Annotated in this window: 13 protein-coding genes and 3 pseudogenes; 11 read left to right on the top strand and 5 right to left on the bottom strand. The window is 71.9% G+C overall.

Annotated elements, in window-relative coordinates:
- Positions 1-21: 21 nt before the first annotated feature.
- Entirely contained in the window at positions 22-1,458 is a 1,437-nt protein-coding gene (locus BJF83_RS18575; RefSeq protein WP_075927317.1) for an amidase, read from the top strand.
- Here the strand turns inward: BJF83_RS18575 and BJF83_RS31210 are convergent.
- Positions 1,455-2,042 (bottom strand): MFS transporter, encoded by a 588-nt coding sequence (locus tag BJF83_RS31210; protein ID WP_394329358.1) that lies wholly within the window; start codon positions 2,040-2,042, stop codon positions 1,455-1,457. The two genes, BJF83_RS18575 and BJF83_RS31210, sit on opposite strands and share 4 nt — an antisense overlap.
- Complete coding sequence (locus BJF83_RS31205) at positions 2,027-2,542, bottom strand: MFS transporter (protein ID WP_394329357.1); 516 nt, start codon at positions 2,540-2,542, stop codon at positions 2,027-2,029. Before BJF83_RS31205 ends, BJF83_RS31210 begins: the two co-directional genes overlap by 16 nt.
- 305 nt (positions 2,543-2,847) lie before the next feature.
- On the opposite strand from BJF83_RS31205, the gene malQ reads away from it, so the two are divergent.
- The gene (gene malQ / locus BJF83_RS18565) at positions 2,848-4,884 is read left to right on the top strand and encodes a 4-alpha-glucanotransferase (RefSeq protein WP_075927316.1); all 2,037 of its coding nucleotides are present in this window, start codon (positions 2,848-2,850) and stop codon (positions 4,882-4,884) included.
- Positions 4,885-5,046: 162 nt separating this feature from the next.
- Here the strand turns inward: malQ and pepN are convergent.
- A pseudogene (pepN, locus tag BJF83_RS18560) lies at positions 5,047-7,593 on the bottom strand (aminopeptidase N).
- Between the two features lie 307 nt (positions 7,594-7,900).
- On the opposite strand from pepN, the gene BJF83_RS18555 reads away from it, so the two are divergent.
- The 9 genes and pseudogenes from BJF83_RS18555 to BJF83_RS18525 all read left to right on the top strand — a co-directional run bounded on the left by BJF83_RS18555 (position 7,901) and on the right by BJF83_RS18525 (position 15,381).
- A complete protein-coding gene (locus tag BJF83_RS18555; RefSeq protein WP_075927323.1) occupies positions 7,901-8,545 on the top strand; it encodes a DsbA family protein in 645 nt (214 codons plus the stop codon).
- A gap of 93 nt (positions 8,546-8,638) precedes the next feature.
- Complete coding sequence (locus tag BJF83_RS27985) at positions 8,639-8,797, top strand: hypothetical protein (protein WP_187347183.1); 159 nt, start codon at positions 8,639-8,641, stop codon at positions 8,795-8,797.
- Positions 8,798-8,871: 74 nt separating this feature from the next.
- Positions 8,872-10,292: pseudogene (locus BJF83_RS18550) on the top strand (aldehyde dehydrogenase family protein).
- Between the two features lie 150 nt (positions 10,293-10,442).
- Positions 10,443-10,586, top strand: a complete 144-nt coding sequence (locus BJF83_RS27980; RefSeq protein WP_187347182.1) for a hypothetical protein — start codon at positions 10,443-10,445, stop codon at positions 10,584-10,586.
- Between the two features lie 91 nt (positions 10,587-10,677).
- On the top strand, positions 10,678-11,145 hold the full coding sequence (locus BJF83_RS18545) for a ribose-5-phosphate isomerase (RefSeq protein WP_075927315.1): 468 nt from the start codon (positions 10,678-10,680) through the stop codon (positions 11,143-11,145).
- A gap of 499 nt (positions 11,146-11,644) precedes the next feature.
- On the top strand, positions 11,645-12,748 hold the full coding sequence (locus tag BJF83_RS18540) for a PP2C family protein-serine/threonine phosphatase (protein WP_075927314.1): 1,104 nt from the start codon (positions 11,645-11,647) through the stop codon (positions 12,746-12,748).
- 252 nt (positions 12,749-13,000) lie between these two features.
- Positions 13,001-14,344: a magnesium transporter gene (mgtE, locus tag BJF83_RS18535; protein WP_075927313.1), complete on the top strand. Its 1,344-nt coding sequence runs from the start codon at positions 13,001-13,003 to the stop codon at positions 14,342-14,344.
- 124 nt (positions 14,345-14,468) lie between these two features.
- Complete coding sequence (locus tag BJF83_RS18530) at positions 14,469-14,669, top strand: antitoxin (RefSeq protein ID WP_075927312.1); 201 nt, start codon at positions 14,469-14,471, stop codon at positions 14,667-14,669.
- Between the two features lie 166 nt (positions 14,670-14,835).
- The gene (locus tag BJF83_RS18525) at positions 14,836-15,381 is read left to right on the top strand and encodes a hypothetical protein (RefSeq protein ID WP_075927311.1); all 546 of its coding nucleotides are present in this window, start codon (positions 14,836-14,838) and stop codon (positions 15,379-15,381) included.
- A gap of 34 nt (positions 15,382-15,415) precedes the next feature.
- Here the strand turns inward: BJF83_RS18525 and BJF83_RS18520 are convergent.
- Positions 15,416-17,277 (bottom strand): annotated as a pseudogene (locus BJF83_RS18520) (ABC transporter ATP-binding protein).
- A gap of 118 nt (positions 17,278-17,395) precedes the next feature.
- The gene (locus tag BJF83_RS18515; RefSeq protein WP_075927310.1) at positions 17,396-17,899 is read right to left on the bottom strand and encodes an adenylyltransferase/cytidyltransferase family protein; all 504 of its coding nucleotides are present in this window, start codon (positions 17,897-17,899) and stop codon (positions 17,396-17,398) included.
- Positions 17,900-18,238: the final 339 nt, after the last annotated feature.

Raw genomic sequence — 18,238 nt, 5'->3', positions numbered from 1 at the left:
CGCCCGCTAATCTGGTGGATCATGACCCAGATCCACGAACTTCCGGCACACCGACTCGCCGACCTGGTGCGGAGTCGTGAACTGTCCCCTCGTGAGATTGCCGAACACTGTCTGGAGCGGATCGAACGGCTCGATCCCGCCTTTGGCGCGTTCGTTGCGGTTAGCCCGGAACAGGTCCTCGAACAGGCCCGATATGCGGAGAAGCGCGTCATGCGCGACACGCCGGAAGCCCTGCCGGCCCTCCTGGGAGTACCCCTTCCGATCAAGGACCTGGACCAGATGGCGGGCGCGCCCACGACCTTCGGCTCACGCGCCGTCGACCCCGTCCCGGCCCCGGTCGACGACGGCCCGGTGGCCGCACTGCGCTCCGCGGGCGCCCTCCTCCTCGGCAAGACCAACACACCCGAGTTCGGGTGCACCTGCTACACCGAGAACGACGTCGCCCCGCCCAGCCGCAACCCCTGGGACACCGACCGCACACCCGGCGGCTCCAGCGGCGGCGCCGCCGTCGCGGTCGCCGCCCGTCTGGCGCCCGTCGCCCACGGGAGCGACGGGGGCGGATCCCTGCGCATCCCCGCCAGCGCGTGCGGGTTGGTCGGCCTCAAGCCCACACGGGGGCGCGTCTCCGGCGGGCCGCACAGACCCGACCTCGTGGGCCTGTCCACGTCCGGACCCCTGGCCCGGAGCGTGTTGGACGCCGCGCTCCTGCTCGACGCCATGGCGGGCTCGCGGCCCGGCGACCTGTACACCGCGCCGCCGCTCGCACCGGACGAGACCTTCGCCGACCACGCGCGCCGCGACCCCGGCCGCCTGCGCGTCGGCCGCTACGCCGACGCCGGAAGCGTCGGCGCCCCCGTCCACCCCGACGTCCTGGCGGCCTACGACGCGGCCACCGAACTCCTCGTCGGACTCGGCCACGACGTGGAGGAGATCCCCACTCCGGGCGACGCCCACTTCGGCAGCGCCTTCGCGGAGGACTTCGGCGTGCTCTGGGCGGCGATGGCCTCGGCCCACCCCGTGGACCCCGGTCGCGAACGCGAACTCAGGCCGATCACGCAATGGCTGCGCGCCCGGGCGCGCGCCACCCCCGTCCCCGCCTACGTCGCGGCCTGTGCCCGGCTCCAGAAGGGGGTGCGTTCACTGATCGCCGCCACCGAGCCCTACGACGTGCTGCTCAGCCCCACCCTGGCACTGCCGCCGACCCCGATCGGGCACTTCGACCGGGGCGGCCCGGAACAGGAGTTCCGCCGCATGAGCGAGTTCACCCCGTTCACCTCGGTGTACAACGTCTCCGGCCAACCCTCGGCCAGCGTTCCCCTGCACCAGTCCCCGGACGGGCTGCCGATCGGCGTCATGCTCACCGGCCGGATGGGCGGCGAGGGCACGCTCCTGTCGCTGGCGGCCCAGCTGGAGGCGGCGCGCCCCTGGGCGCACCGGCTCCCGCCCGGAGTGGACTAGGAGTCCCCGACGGCGGGGGCGGTCGGTCCCGTGACCGGTTCCGCCGCCGCGGGGTCCGGGTCCGGGGACGCCGCCGGGACGAAGACGCTCAGCCCGGCGGCCAGCAGGGCCACCGCCGCGGCTCCCGCCGCGCCGCCGGCCACTCCGAGGCCGTCGATCAGCGCACCGATCATCGGGCCCGCGAGTGCGCTGCCGACACCCATCCCCGAGGCCAGCCAACCGAACGCCTCGGCGCGGCGGTCGGACGGGGAGACCTCGCCGAGCCGTCCCATCGCCGCCGCCACCGTGGGCGCGATGGCCACCCCGGACAGGAACAGCAGCGGGGTGATCCACAACGGGGTGGACAGGTGGACGACCGGCGGCATGAACGGCACCAGGACCGCCAGTCCCAGCGCGGCGGCCAGGCTCCGCCGTACCAGTCGCGGCCGCCCCCGCAGTCCTCCGGCGACCGCCCCGCCCACGAGCGAGCCCAGCGCCCACACCGACGCCAGCACCATGACGTACTGCGGTGACTCCAGTTCGTTGGCCCACGCGACGATGACCAGGTCCACGCCCACGATGCCGCAGATCAGCAGCAGCGACATGAGCAACAGGACGCACAGCGCCCGCGAGCGCAGCAGACTCCTGCGGGGCGCGGGCGCGCCGAGTCGGAGTCACGCTGCTCGGGGTCGGGTCCGGTCACCCCGGCACGGCGCAGGGAGTGCGCGAACCCCACCGCGCCCGCCAGAGCCAGCACCGACAGCAGCCCCAGCGCCCACCGGGGACCCGCGAAAGCCACCACGCCCGCGGTGAGCACGGGGGAGAAGACGAAGAGCAACTCCTGAGTGGTCGCCTCGGCCGCGTAGATGGCGTTGCGCTCGGCGCCGAAGGTCAGCCGCGGCCACAGGGCGCGGACGATCTGGTTGGCGGGGGAGCCGAACACACCGACGGCCAGGGCCAACGGCACCGCCAGCCACCACAGTGAGCCCGGCAGCAGGGCCAGGGCGAGGAGCCCCGCGCTGAACACCGCACCGCACACCAGCACCAGTCGGTCGCTGCCGCCCCGGTCAGCCATCCGTCCGCGCAGTGGCCCGACCGCGGCCACGCCCAACGTGAAGGCGCCGACGACCAGCCCGGCGTAGGTATAGGAGTCCGTCCAGCCTCGACGAGGAACGTGACCGCGATGATCAGCCCGGGCAGGTAGAAGCGGGCGACGAGTGACCAGGTCAGCAGCGACAGGACGTGGGGAACGGCGAAGACACGCCGGTAGTTGGACAGCACCCCGCTCATTATGCACACAGGGCGGCACGGTGCGGCGATGGGGTTTACGGCTGCCGTGGGGGACGTTCTGGCCCCACGCCGTGCGGTCCTGCGGTGTACGCGGCCCGGGTTAGGGCATGATCGGTTGCTGTGAGGGACGTTCAGCTGGCCCGCGCGGCCGAGCAGTACGGAGTCGCGACCGCCTACGAGGACTGGCGGGGCAGACGCGTGCCCGTCAGCCCCGACACGATCCGCCACGTCCTGGCGGCACTGGGGGTGGACCCCGAGGACCCCCGCCCCGCGACCAGACGGAGCCCGCTGCCGCCCGCCGTCGTCGTCCGTGAAGGCAAGGCTCCCGACCTGGTTCTTCCCGAGGGCGCGCGCAGCACCGTGGAGACCGGCGACGGCTCCCTGCTGCCGTTCGACCCGGGCCTGCCGCTCGGTGTGCACACGCTGCGCGTCGAGGACGGCGGCGCCGAACACGACGCGCCCCTGCTCGTGGTCCCCGACCGAATCGAGCCCGGCGCCCTGCGCGCGAACCGGCGCCTGTGGGGGCTCATGGCGCAGGTCTACAGTGTCCGTTCCCGTGCCTCGTGGGGCACGGGGGACCTACGTGACCTCGCCGAGCTCGCCGACTGGGGCGCCCGGGACCTGGGCGCCGACTTCGTACTGGTCAACCCGATGCACGCCACCGAACCCCTCGGCCACGTGGAACCGTCGCCCTATCTGCCAGTCAGCCGCCGCTACGCCAGCCCGCTGTACGTTCGGGTGGAGGACATCCCCGAGTACGCGCGGCTCGACCCGGCCCAACGCGAGGGCATCCAGCGCCTGGCCCGCCCCCTGCGCGAACGCGGCCGGACGGCCGATCTGCTGGACCGCGACGCCGTCTGGGGGGCCAAACGCACCGCTCTGGAGGTGCTCTTCCAGGTGCCCCGGGCGCCCGGCCGGGAGGCCGCGCTGCGCGCCTACCTGCAGCGCGAGGGCCGACCCCTCGTCGAGTTCGCCACCTGGAGCGCGCTCGCCGAGGAGCACGGCAACGACTTCCGGACCTGGCCCCCCCACCTGCGCGACGTCGAATCGCACGCGGTGGGGGAGAAGGCGCTCGACCTGTGGCCGGAGGTGGAGTTCCACCGCTGGCTCCAGTGGGTCCTGGACGAGCAGCTCGCCCAGGCGCAGATCACCGCCCGCGGCGGCGGCATGGACCTGGGCATCGTGCACGACCTGGCGATCGGCGTGCAGGCTGGCGGAGCGGACGCGTGGATGTACGGCGGCGCGCTGGTCGGCGGCCTGCACACGGGGGCGCCGCCCGACGAGTTCAACCAGCGGGGGCAGGACTGGGGGCAGCCGCCCTGGCACCCGCGAGGCCTCGCCGAGCTGGGCTACGCGCCCCTCCGCCAGATCATCGGACAGTCGCTGCGGCACTCGGGCGGCGTCCGCGTCGACCACGTCATGGGGATGTTCCGGATGTGGTGCGTGCCCGAGGGGGCCTCCCCGGCCGAGGGCACCTACATCCGCTACGACCACGAGGGTATGGTCGGCTCGCTCCTGCTCGCCGCCCGGCGGGCCGACGCGGTGGTGGTCGGCGAGGACTTGGGCACCGTGCAGCCCTGGGTCCGGGACCACCTCTCCGACCGGGGAATCCTGGGCACCTCCGTGCTGTGGTTCGAGCAGGACTCCGAGGGCGAGCCGCTCACCCCCGACGAGTGGCGCGCCGACTGCCTGGCCACCGTGGCCACGCACGACCTGCCCCCGGTGGCGTCGTTCCTGTCGGGCGAGCACGTCGAGCTGCGCGACCGGCTGGGGCTGCTGGACCGTCCCCTGAGCGAGGAGCTGACCGAGTCCGAGGCACGGGTCGACCGCTGGCGGTCGTTGCTGGTGGAGCTGGGGCTGCTGGACGAGGACGTGGACCCGGTGACCGACCCCGCCTCGGTGGTGGCGGCGATGCACGCCTACCTGGTGGCCACCCCGGCACGGATGATCGGCGTGGCGCTGACCGATGTGGTGGGGGAGCGGCGGATGCAGAACCAGCCGGGCACGAGCACGGAGTACCCCAACTGGCGGATCCCGCTCACCAGTGGCGAGGGTGAACCGGTGCTCGTCGACGAGCTGCTGGCCGACCCGCGCACCGTGGCGCGTATCCGCCGGACCCTGGGCCCGGTCGGCGGCGGTCAGGGCCGCGTGTTGTAGGAGCCGGCCACACCGCACGGACCCCGCGAACGCCCCGCGAACGGCGACGGCTCATCCGTGGAACCGCCCCGGACCGGCCAGTGGCCTCGGGGCGCGCCCCCACCATGCGGCGGGCCCCCGGGGAACGCGGTCCGCGTCTTCCGGGGGCCCGCCGGTCGTGTCCTAGACCCTGCTCTGGCCCGTGGCGATGTCCTTGGCGCGGGCACGCAGCGCGCGCTCCACACCGGCACGGCCCTCCACGAGCAGGCGCCGCAGCGACGGGGCCGGGTCGCTCTCGGCGATGTAGGCGTCCGTGCGCTCCAGCGTGGCCTCCTCGACCAGGCCGCTCGGGTACATCATCTCGGCGAAGGTCTGCGCGAACTCGCCCGTCCACTTCTCCCAGGCCGGGGCGAGCTGGGCGAAGTACCTCTCCATGAACGGGCGGTACAGCTCGGCCTGGCCGGGCTCGGTGAAGCCGAGCAGCGTGGCGCGAAACTCCGCGTTGGCCAGGTCGGCGCCGACGATCCGCTCCCACGCGGTGGCCTTGGCCTCGGCGGTGGGGATGGCGGCCCGGGCGCCGGCGGCGTGGCGCTGTCCGGTCGCGGTCGGGTCGGACGCCAGCTCGGCGGCGATCTCCGGCTCCCCGAGCGTGCCCTGGGCGACCAGGCGGCGCAGCAGCGTCCAACGCAGGTCGGTGTCGATCTTGAGGCCGTCGACGGTGATCGCCCCGTCGAGCAGTCCCCGCAGAAGCGACAGGTGGGCGTCCGTGCGCGCCGAGTCGGCCAGGGCGTTGGCGTAGGCGAGCTGGAGGTCGCCGCCCGGCTCGGCGGTGTTGAGCAGCTCCTGGAGCCGGCCCCCGAGGCGCTCGAAGCCGATCGGGCGCCACGCCGGGTCGGCGTAGTTGATCAGCGCCGCGGTGGCCTGACGCAGCAGCGTCTGGGCGACCATGACGTCGTCCACGCCGCCGATCCCGGAGATGACCAGGTCAACGTAGTCACGGGCGGCCATCTCGGCGTCGCGGGTCATGTCCCAGGCCGCGCCGAAGGCGAGCGCGCGCGGCAGGGAGTCGGTGATCTCGCCGACACCCTCCACCACGGTGCGCAGGGACCGCTCGTCCAACCGGATCTTGGTGAAGGTGAGGTCGTCGTCGTTGATCAGGACCAGGTCCGGCTGGGCCTGGCCGACCAGCTCGGGGACCTCGGTGCGGGGGCCGCTGACGTCGAGCTCGACGCGCTCGCGGCGCACGACGCCGTTCCCGGTACGGTCGTACAGACCGACCGCCAACCGGTGCGACCGCAGCGTCGGGTGCTCCTCGGCGGCTCCTGCACGACCGTGAACGACGTAAAGTTCCCGTCGCCGTCCACCGCGAAGTCCGGGCGCATCGTGTTGACGCCCGTGGTCTCCAGCCACTCGCGCGACCAGTCCGACAGGTCGCGGCCCGAGGCGGATTCCAGGTGCCGCAGGAGGTCTGTGAGCTCGGTGTTGCCGAAGGCGTTCTCCTTGAAGTAGGCGCGCACCCCGGCGAAGAACGCGTCCACGCCCACGTACGCCGCGAGCTGCTTGAGCACCGAGGCGCCCTTGGCGTAGGTGATGCCGTCGAAGTTGACCTCGACGGCCTGGATGTCGACCATGTCGGCCGCGATGGGGTGGGTCGAGGGCAACTGGTCCTGGCGCAGCGCCCACGCCTTCTCCACGTTGGCGAAGGTGGTCCACGCGTCCGTCCACCGGGTGGCGTTGGCCTGGCAGTAGACGCTGGCGTAGGTCGCGAAGGACTCGTTCAGCCACAGGTCGTCCCACCAGCGCATGGTGACCAGGTCGCCGAACCACATGTGCGCCATCTCGTGCAGGATGGTCTCGCGCGGCGCTCGTACCGGGCGTCGGTCACGCGGGAACGGAAGACATAGTCCTCCAGGAACGTGACGGCGCCCGCGTTCTCCATCGCGCCCGCGTTGAACTCCGGCACGAACAGCTGGTCGTACTTGCCGAACGGGTAGCGCAGGTCGAAGAGCCCGTGGAAGAAGTCGAAGCCCTTCTTCGTGACGTCGAACAGGGCGTCGGCGTCCAGGTGCTCGGCCAGGGAGGCGCGGCAGAACAGTCCCAGACCGATGCCGTCGTGCTCGTCGCGCACCACGTGGTACGGGCCCGCGACGAGTGCGGTGATGTAGGTCGACATCACCGGCGTGGGCGGGAAGTGCCAGCGGACCCGGCCCTCGGTTCCGGTGGCCTCGCGCTCGACGTCGGAGGCGCTGTTGGACACCACGTGCCACGAGTCGGGCGCGAAGACCGTCAGCTCGAAGGTCGCCTTGAGGTCGGGCTGGTCGAAGCAGGCGTACATGCGGTGCGCGTCGGCCGTCTCGAACTGGGTGTACAGGTACACCGACTCGTCCACCGGGTCGACGAACCGGTGCAGGCCCTCGCCGGTGCGCATGTAGGCCGCGTCGGCCACGACGGTCAGTTCGTTGTCCGCGGCCACCTCGGGCAGGATCAGGCGCTCACCGTCGAACAGTTCCCCGGGGTCCAGTTCGCGGCCGTTGAGCCGCACCGACAGCACCGTGGGAGCCGTGAGGTCCACGAACGTCCGGGCGCGGTCTCCGCACTGGAGAAACGGATCACGGTGGTGGACCGGAAGGTCTCCTCGCCCGTGGTCAGGTCGAGCTCCACGGCGTAGGAGTCGACGCCCAGAATCCGCGCCCTCTCCCGAGCCTCGTCCCGTGTCAGGTTCCCCGCCACGCCACGCTCCCTCCACGGCCGCCGTCGTCGCCGACCGGAATCGTCGTCATCACTCGGCTTCGATCCTGCCACGCGTGGACGAGGAATGCGCAACCGTCCTTCGCGATTCGGTCGCGCCGGCCCGTTCGCGGGACTCCGGGCGGGTGGTCCCGGGCGCTCGCGGGCGGGACACGTCCTCTCCCCGAGGCCGCTCCCGGCCGCGTGCGGGGTGGCGGACGAGGCGGGGAACAGTGTGGCCTCGCGGCTGGTTGTCCACTCTCGGCGGGCCCGGCACGGCCGGCCGCCCCACCGCGACCGAGGAGCGATGATGACGCAGTCCCCCGCAGAACCCGACGTCACCTACGCCGACATGTGGTTCGACCCCGCGTGCCCTTGGGCGTGGATCACCTCCAGGTGGCTCCTGGAGGTCGAGAAGGTGCGCCCGGTGCGCGTGCGCTGGCACGTCATGAGCCTGTCGGTGCTCAACGAGGGCAAGGAGGGGCTGTCGGAGAAACAGCGCCGCCTGAACGACACGGGGTGGGGCGCGGTCCGCGTGTGCGCCGCGGCCGAGCGGCAGCACGGCGCGGAGGCCCTGGGTCCCCTCTACACCGCTCTGGGCGCCGGGTTCCACCACGAGAGGAAGCCGCGCACCCTGGACACCTACCGGGACGCCCTCAAGGACGCCGGTCTGCCGGTGGGGCTCGCCGCCGCCGCCGAGTCCACCGAGTACGACGCCGCCGTGCGCGCCTCGCACGCGGAGGCGATGAAGCTGGTCGGCGAGGACGTCGGCACGCCCGTCGTCAGTGTGGAGGGCGTGTCCTTCTTCGGCCCCGTGGTCACCCCGACCCCGCGTGGCGAGGAGGCCGCCAGACTCTGGGACGGCGTCCGCCTGGTCGCCGGCGTCGAGGGCTTCTTCGAACTCAAGCGCACCCGCACCGCCGAGCCGAGCTTCGACCAGCCCACTTTCGATTAAGGTCGGATCCGGGCGGGCGGCCAGCCCGCCCGGTACCTCCACCCGTCCGCGCCGCCGCGGACGCGACAGACGGATCGAACAGGGGGCGTGGCCGTGTCCGGACCCGACGGCGACCGCAGGGTCGACTTCTTCGACGACCTCGACATCCTGCCCGACACCACCAGCGACGAGCGGCCTCTGGGCTGGGGGGAGGAGGGCGTCGACGACGACACCGCACGACTCGTCGACGAACGCCCGCCGCACTGGGACTGATCCCGCGTCCGGGAATCCACCGGACCGGCCCTCGCCGCTGGCCAACCAGAAACCCGTTCTGCGACAGTGGGGACATGCGATCCCTCTACATCGACGGCGCCTGGCGCGCGTCCGCCTCCGACGCGGGCCTGGACGTGCTCAACCCGGCGACCGAGCAGATCATCGACACCGTGCCGGCCGGAACCGCCGCGGACGTCGACGCGGCGGTCGCGGCCGCCGCGTCGGCCCTGCCCGTGTGGTCGGCGCTCACCCCGGGCCAGCGGGTGACGCACCTGGCCAAGGCCCTGGAACTGTACGAAGCCCGTGTCGACGACGTCGCCGCGGTCGTGACCCGCGACATGGCGCGCCCGTCGGGTTCGCGCGCATGGTCCAGGCGGGTCTGCCCGCCCTGATGTTCCGTACCTTCGTCGACCTGGTCGAGGAGGTCGGCGACCGCTACTTCGGGGGCGAACACCAGGGCAACTCGCTCATCGTGCGCGAGCCCGTCGGCGTCGTCGGCGCCATCACCCCGTGGAACTACCCGCTGCACCAGATCGTGCTCAAGGTCGTGCCCGCGCTGCTCGCGGGCGACACCGTGGTCCTCAAGCCCAGCGAGGTCGCGCCGCTGTCCGCGTACGCGTTCACCGAGGTCCTGCACGAGGCGGGCCTGCCCGCGGGCGTGTTCAACCTGGTGTCGGGGACGGGGCCGGTCGTCGGCGAGGCGATCGCCGCCCACCCGGGGGTCGACATGGTCTCGTTCACCGGCTCCACCCGCGCGGGGACCCGGGTCAGCCAGGTCGCGGCCGAGACCGTCAAGCGGGTGGCGCTCGAACTGGGCGGCAAGTCGCCCAACGTCGTCCTGCCAGACGCCGACCTCGCCCAGGCGGTCAAGCGCGGCGTCGCCGACGTCATGCGCAACACCGGGCAGAGCTGCAACGCGCTAACCCGGATGCTCGTGCACCGCGACTCCTACGACGAGGCCGTGCGGCTGGCCGCCGAGTCCGCGGCCAGGTACGTCCCCGGGGATCCCGAGGACGAGTCCACCCGTATGGGCCCCCTCGTCTCGGCCGCCCAGCTCGACCGGGTCCGCGAGTACGTGCGCGTCGGCGTGCGGGAGGGCGCCCGCCTGGTCGTCGGCGGCGCCGATCCCGTGGAGGGCCGCACGCGGGGCTACTACGTCAACCCGACGGTCTTCGCGGACGTGGACAACGGCATGCGGATCGCGCGGGAGGAGATCTTCGGACCGGTCCTGTGCCTGATCCCGTACGACACCGAGGAGGAGGCGGTCGAGATCGCCAACGACACGGTGTACGGGCTCAACGCGGCCGTGTGGTCGGCTGATCCGGACCGCGCCCTGGCCGTCGCCCGACGACTGCGCGCGGGGCAGGTGGAGGTCAACGGGGGCGCCCTCAACCCGCGCGCGCCCTTCGGCGGCTACAAGCGATCAGGGAACGGGCGCGAATGGGGACTGCACGGCCTCGACGAGTTCTGCGAGGTCAAGGCGATCCAACTCTGACCGCGCGCCCGGCCCGAGCCGGGCCGGATATGCGCCGGGTCACACCCGTCGACGCCGTTCGCGCGGAATCGCCCCCGGTGAACGGCGCGTTGTGGGGTGTGGAAAGATGCGGACCGGATATCCCCCGGTCGAACCCTGATGAGGTGTGAGTTGAGCAACAAGCCCGCGGTCTCCAAGGCAGGTCCTCTCGGCAAGGACCTCAAGTCGATCCTGGTGTACAACCTGGTCGCCCTGGTCTCCATGGCGCTCTTCGCCGCCCTCGGCCTGAGTGTCGCGGCCGCCGCCTCCTCCTGAGGGACCCTCCCGAACCCCGCGCCCCGCCCGTCCAGGCCGGATGGGGCGGGGCGGGGCGCAGACGGCCCGTGTGACCTGCCAAACTGGGCACGTGCGTGTTTACCTTGGATCAGATCATGCGGGCTACGAGCTCAAAGAACACCTCGTCTCCTGGTTGAAGGAGCGCGGCCACGAGGTCGTCGACGCCGGGCCGTTCGTCTACGACGCCGTGGACGACTACCCGCCCTTCGTCCTGCGCGCCGCCGAGGGCGTCGCCTCCGACCCGGGTTCGCTCGGGGTCGTGATCGGCGGGTCGGGCAACGGCGAGCAGATCGCCGCGAACAAGGTCAAGGGTGTCCGTGCCGCCCTGGCCTGGAGCGAGGACACCGCCCGCCTGGCACGCGAGCACAACGACGCCAACGTGCTCGGCATCGGCGGCCGGATGCACACCCTGGAGGAGGCGACCCGCTTCGTGGAGGTCTTCCTCTCCACGCCGTACAGCGGCGAGGAGCGGCACACCCGCCGCATCGCCATGCTGTCGGCCTACGAGGAGTCCGGCGAGCTCCCACCGCTTCCGTAAGTAACCGGTCCGGTCCGCCCCCGTGCCCGTCCCGGCGCGGGGGCGGACCGCTGTCCGGGACCGGTGCGCGCGAACCCCGGGGGTCCGGTGTCCGGGGCCGGGACCTGTGGTCGCGTCCTCTACGTTCCGGACACGGTGCCCGTGTCCGAGAGAGGATGTTCGTCCCGGAAAACCCACCAGAACCCTGTAGGAACAGGGGCCGTATCCCTACGCTCGGTTATCGGATGAACCTAAACCAGCGGTTATGGGAGAGAACACCGCTGGTTGCGCGTGCCACGCCCGCGCCCCCGCGCTACAGTTCGTGCACAGTGGCCAGCCTCTCATCGCTCGTTCCGCGGCGATGACGGCGCGACGGCGCCCCCGGCCACGGTCATCAGGGCGTGCCCCGCACCCGACCACCGCCCGATCCGGTACCGAACGTCTCCGCCCCAGCGCGGCCGTACCTTCCGAGAAACCCGAACCGCCCGCGTGCGCGCGGGAGCGCCAATCCAGGGGACACATGAAGCCCACACCGACCGCCAAGACCACCCGGCTGCTGCGTACGACCACGCAGCGGCTCGTAGCGGTGCTCCGGCGCAAGGTGCTCTTTCGCTACCGGCTCGTGCTCATCACCCTGGTCACACTGGCGGTCGGGATCGGCGTGGGCGCCGTGTGGGGCCCCACCGGCTGGTTCCCGCCCAGCTCGACCATCCTCACCGTCCTGGCGGGCGGGCTCCTGCTCAAGCGCAAGAGCCTGGCTTTCCTGCTCACCGTGGTCGCGGCGGTCCTGGTCTTCGTCGCGTCCATGCTCGACTTCGGCCAGGTCGGCCCCGGACTGCTGGTCACCATCGGCGTGACCGCCGTGCTGGCCTACCTGCTGTCGGGCGTGCGCGAGCGGTTGGGGGTGCAGGGACTCAGCGGCGAGATGATGCTGCTGGACCTGCGCGACCGGCTGCGACACCAGGGCCGGATGCCGGACCTGCCCCAGGGCTGGGGGCGCACCGCCGTCCTGCGCCAGGCGGGCGGGTCGTCCTTCGGCGGCGATTTCGTCGTGTCCAACCGCCGGGACAACCGGCTCGACCTGGCCGTCGTCGACGTCTCCGGCAAGGGCGTGGACGCCGGGACCCGGGCCCTCATGCTCTCGGGCGCGTTCAGCGGCCTCATCGGCGCAGTGCCCACCGGCGACTTCCTCGCCCACTGCAACGACTACCTCATCCGCGACGGCGGCGGTGAGGGATTCGTCACGGCCGTGCACCTGAGCGTGGACCTGGACACCGGTGAGTACCAGATCGCCTCGGCCGGCCATCCGCCCGCCCTGCACTACGACAGCGGCTGCGGGGTGTGGAGCACCACCGAGGCCAAGGGGGTGGTCCTCGGCGTCATTCCGGAGATGACCTACACCTCCGTCGAGGGCAAGCTCAGGCCCGGCGACGCCATCATGCTGTGCACCGACGGACTCATCGAGACGCCCGGCGAGGACCTCGACGCCGGGATCGACCGCCTCCTGGGCGTGGCCGAGTCGGTCGTCACACGCGGCTTCGCCACTGGCGCGAGCAAGGTCGTCGACGTACTCAGCAAGGACAAGAACGACGACTGCGCGCTCGTCGTCCTCTGGCGCGACTGACACTCGACGGGGCCGCGCGTGCGGATCCCCGGCTCTCCGGGCGGTAGGGTCGACCCGACTCCCGGTTCCGGCGCGGCCGACGAACATCCCCGGGCCGCCGCGCCCGCTTTCCCCTCCTCCCCTCGGCGCCGTCGCACGCACGGCTGCCCGCTCCGTCCGGAGGAGGCGGTACCGCACCGGGGGACACGAGACGACACAGGCGGCCCCGCGGGCGGTCCCGCGCGGCGTTGAAGACGCGAGGGGGTGCTTCGCATGGCGGACGGCGAGCGCGCTGAAGAGCTCTACGAACTGGTCGAGAGGAACGACCTGACCGGCATCAGGCTCTGGTTGGCCGAACACATGCCCCACGAGATCGCCGACGAGCTCACCCGAATCCCCGACCGCGACGCGATCATCCCCTTCCGGCTCCTGGACAAGGACCGGGAGCTGGAGGTCTTCGAGGAGCTCGACCCCGGCCAGCAGCAGATGATCCTCGGTGGGCTGCGGGACGCCGCCTTCCACGAGCTGCTGGAGGAGATGGACCCGGACGACCGGGCCCGCCTCATCGGGGAGGTCCCCGCCAAGATCGCCACCCGTGCCCTGGCCGGGCTGAGCGCCGCCGAGCGCAAGATGACGGCTGCGCTGCTGGGCTACCCCGAGGAGTCCGTCGGCCGGTACATGACCCCGGAAACGGTCATCCTGCACCGCGACCTCACCGTGGGCCGTGCCCTGGAGGTGGTGCGGGCCAGGGGCGCCGACGCCGAGACCATCTACAGCCTTCCGGTGGTCAGCGACGGCCGCCGCCTCATGGGCACGGTCGGCCTCAGCGACCTGGTCGTCGCCGACGACGAGCAGGTGCTCAAGGACATCGTCGACGTGCTGGCGCCGCGGGTGCGGGCCACAGAACCGGTCGAGGACGCCGCCCGCCTGATCCAGGAGGCCAACCTGGTCTCGCTGCCCGTAGTGGACTCCGAGGAGCGGTTCGTCGGGCTGTTCACGTTCGACGACGCCCTGGAGGTCATCGAGGCCGCCGACTCCGAGGACATGGCCCGCCAGTCCGGCGCGAGCCCCCTCGGTGACCACTACGTGTCCGTGGGCGTGGTGCGCCTGGTCGCGGCGCGGGTGGTGTGGCTGACGCTGCTCATCGTCGCGGCGACGCTGACCGTCAACGTCATGCAGGTCTTCGAGGACACGCTGGAGGCCGTCACGGCCCTGGCCATGTTCGTGCCCATGCTCATCGGCACCGGCGGAAACGTCGGCGCCCAGTCGGCCACCACGATCGTGCGCGCACTGGCGGTGGGCGAGGTGCGGGTGCGTGACCTTCCGGCGGTGATCTGGAAGGAGGCCAGGGTCGGGCTGCTACTCGGCGTGGTGTTGGCCGTGCTCGCGCTCGGCATCGGCACGCTGCTGGTCGGGTTCGAGATCGCGGTCGTGGTCGCCTGCTCGGTGATCGCGGTGTGCACGTGGGCGGCGATCATCGGCTCGTCCATGCCCCTGCTCGCGCGCAAGGTGGGGGTCGACCCGGCGGTGGTCTCCTCGCCCATGGTGGCGACGCTGGTCGACGCCACGGGCCTGATCATCTACTTCTCGATCGCCCGCGCGGTCCTGGGCATCTGAGCCGCCCGGACCCGTACGCACGGTACCGAAGCCGCACAGACCGTGCCGATACCGCTGCGCTCCGCATGAACGTCGGGCCGAGCGGGTATCGCGGTAGGTGCAGGACGGATCTAGGGGGGATTCCATGTCCGGTACCGGAGATGCGTTCGACCGGTTGAAGAAGGCCGTCGACGACAACGCCGACAAGGCGCGCAAGGTCGTCGACAAGACCGCCGAGGCAGCGAAGAAGGCCACCGGCGGGGCCCACGACGACGTGATCGACAAGGGAGCCGGAGCCGCGACGGAGTACCTGCGCAAGCGTGCGGAGGAGGACCGGAGGAAGTAGGGGAGACGTCTCACCCACCCGGGGCGGGCACGGCGGGTCCACGGACGCGCTGGCCCGCCCTTCGGCGCTCCCGTGTGCGCGATACCCCGTATCCGCTGGTCAAAGCTGGTTTGTGCCAGAGTTACGCTGGTGAGGTAAGGCGAACCTCAGGTGAGGCGGTGCGGGTGTGAGCGGTCTCGGCGGACGCCCCTGCCAGCTCACGGTCTGCCGCGGCTGCTGCTGCGGAAGGAAGAAGAAGGTCCCGGGAGTCGACCACAAGGCGCAGCTGGCGCGGCTCAGCGCCATCGACGACCGGTCGGGCTGTACCGTCCCCGTCCGCACCAGCAAGTGTCTGGGCATCTGCTTCCAGCGCAACGTCGTGGTCGTGCAGCCCTCCCAGGAGGGCAGGACCGCTGGAGGCCGCCCGGTCTGGCTTGGCGGGATCACCGACGAGGCGCTGGTCGAGGCGATCGACGACTGGATCGTCCGGGGCGGGCCCGGCCTGGCGCCCTTACCCGACGCCCTCGCCGACCACGTCACCTCCAAGGACGCCAAGAAACCGAAGAAGCGCAAGAAGGCCAAGGACACCAAGAAGGCCAAGAACACCAAGAAAGAGCGCAAGAAGGCACGCGAGAAGTCCGAGCGCAAGGCCCGGAAGAAGGCCGCCAAGGGGAGGCAGGGCGAGCGCGCGGGGAAGAAGAAGGCGGGGAAGGGCGCGAAGAAGAACCGCTAGCGCGGGCCCCCTCGCGCCCCCACCCCCCCGACCCCTATCCGCTCTGCGGAGCGAACTGCGTGCGGTACAGCGCCGTGTAGAGCCCGTTCTGCCCCAGCAACTCCTCGTGCGTGCCCCGCTCCAGGATGCGGCCGTCTTCGAGCACCAGGATCTGGTCGGCCTCGCGCACCGTGGCCAGCCGGTGCGCGATCACCAGCGACGTACGTCCCGCGAGCGCGGCCGACAGCGCCTCCTGCACCGCCACCTCCGAACCCGAGTCCAGGTGCGCGGTCGCCTCGTCCAGCACCACGATGGACGGCTCCTTGAGCAGGAGCCGCGCGATCGCCAGCCGCTGCTTCTCGCCCCCCGACAGCCGGTAGCCACGGTCGCCCACCATCGTGTCCAGGCCGTTGGGCAGCTGTTCCAGGAGCGGGCCCAGCCGCGCCATCCGCAGTGCCTCCTCCAACTCGGCGTCGGTGGCGTCCGGCCGGGCGTAGCGCAGGTTCGCGCCGACCGTGTCGTGGAACAGCTGCGCGTCCTGGGTGACCACGCCCACGGCGTCGCGCAGCGAGTCCGACGCGGCCTCGCGCAGGTCCAGGCCGCCGACCAGGACACGGCCCTCGGTCGGGTCGTACAGTCGCGACACCAGGTGGGTCAGCGTGGTCTTGCCCGCGCCGGACGGACCGACCAGCGCCACCATCGTGCCGGACTCGGCACGGAAGGAGACGTCGCTGAGCACCTGGGTCTCGGCGTCGATCACCGCCTGCGGGGTCGCCTCCAACGACGCGACCGAGGGCTCCCCGGAGCCGGAGTAGCGGAACGACACGTGCTCGAACTCCACCGGTAGGGGGCCGTTCGGGAGCGGTCGCGCGTGCGGGCTCTCCTCGATCCCGGGCCTCAGGTCGAGCACCTCGAAGACCCGGTCGAAGGAGACCAGGGCCGTCATGATCTCCACGTGCACGTTGGAGAGCGTCGTCACGGGGCCGTACAGACGGGCGAGCAGGGTGGTCAGCGCGACCAGGGTGCCGACCTCGAAGGCGCCGTCGATCGCCAGCAGGCCGCCGACGCCGTAGACCATCGCCAGGGCCAGCGCCGTGATCAGACCGAGCATGCTGAACAGCAGCGACCCGTACACCGCCTGGCGCACCCCCAGATCGCGGACCCGGCTCGCGCGCCGCGCGAAGCCCGACGACTCCTCCTCGGGGCGGCCGTAGAGCTTGACCAGCATCGCCCCGCCGACGTTGAACCGTTCGGTCATCAGCGAACTCATGTCGGCGTTGGTGTCCATGGCGTCGCGCGAGATGTGCGCCAGCCTGCGGCCGATCAGCTTCGCCGGGACGACGAAGAGCGGCACCAGGACGAGCGCCACCAGGGTCACCCGCCACGACAGGGCGAGCATCGTCACGATGACGGCGGTCGCGCTGATCAGGTTGGACACCACCGACTGGAGGACCGACGTGATCGCCCGTTGGGCGCCCACCACGTCGGTGTTGAGCCGACTGATCAGCGATCCCGTCTGCGTGCGGGTGAAGAAGGACAGGGGCATCCGTTGCACGTGTGTGAACACCTGGGTGCGCAGAAGGTAGATGACACCCTCGCCGATGCGGGAGGACAGCCACCGGCCGAGGAGGTTCAGCACCCCCTCCAGGACGGCCAGACCCGCCGCGGCGGCGGCCAGCCACACCACCAGGGACCTGTTCCCCGGCAGGATGCCCTGATCGATGATCGCCTTGAGCAGGAGGGGGTTGGCCACCACGATGCCCGCGCCCACGGCGGTGACCAGGAGGTAGGACGCGATCGCCGCCAGTGGGGGCGGGCGTAGGAGATGATGCGACGGGTGATGCCGGGGGGCAGTCGGTGCCCCCGGGCGCTTCCGTCGTTGACCAGGGCCCGGTAGGAGGGCCTCCCAGACATCATGAGCAGCCTCGTTCGTCTCGCCAGTTCGCCACGCATGCGACAACATCGGTGCGGTGGAGGCGCTTCCCGGACCGGGACGCGCCCTCACGGCTCGCAGGAGGAACGTCGGGGGTGGGGGTCAGAGGGAGTGGGCGAGGCGGCCCAACGCTGCCGTGGTGGAACGGCCGGGGGTGAAGGGAAGCTCCCAGGCCTGCGCGCCGAGGGCGTCGGCGCCGCGGATCTTGGCCTGGGTGAAGCGGTCGCCCTCCGTGAAGGCCAGGGCGGCGGGGGCGAGGGGGCGCAGGAGGTCAGCGTAGGCTGCCCAGTCGGCCAGTTCGGACAGTCCCTGGATGACGAAGGAGGCCGCGACGCAGCCGAGGGCCGCGATGGTCTCGGCGCGTTCCTCCGCGGGGTTGACCGGGCGGCCGGGGCCTTTCCAGGCGCGCACGCGCTCGTCGGACTCGATGCCGACGGTCAGCGGCAGCCCGCGTTCGGCGATGCTCTGGAGAAAGCGGACGTGTCCGACGTGGAGGACGTCGAAGACCCCGGTGACCACGACCGGCCGCTCGGGGAGCTCGTGGGGTTCGAACCAGTGCGCGCTGAGGGCGGTGGTCGCGCCGCCCGTCGCGTTCGTGTCCGTCATCCAGTCACCGTTCCGCGGAGTGTCGAGGGCACCCGTGCCTGGTTCCGCCGACGGGCTCGCCCGAAGGGTCAACGTACCCGTTCCGCCCGCCTATTCCGCGAAGCGGGGTCGGAACCGAACCGGATTCGCCCTGGCGTGGGCCTTCTCGGGCCGGGGTGTGTCGGACGTCACCGGAGGCCGGGTCGGGCGGGCCGGGTCGGATCCCGGCCGGGGCCGCCGCAGTGGGGCGGGGTGGTGGGGGTCGTCCCCGGGTGGTGGTGGGCGGAGCGAGCCGGTGTCGCAGACACAGGGCATGCACTCCAAGGCGGAGCGGGGGTGGTGGGGTCGGTCCCCGGGTGG

The organism is Nocardiopsis sp. CNR-923, assembly GCF_001942255.1.
GTDB lineage: Bacteria > Actinomycetota > Actinomycetes > Streptosporangiales > Streptosporangiaceae > Nocardiopsis.
The sequence above is the reverse complement of the archived record's forward strand: the minus strand, read 5'-3'. Positions and strand labels throughout refer to the sequence as shown.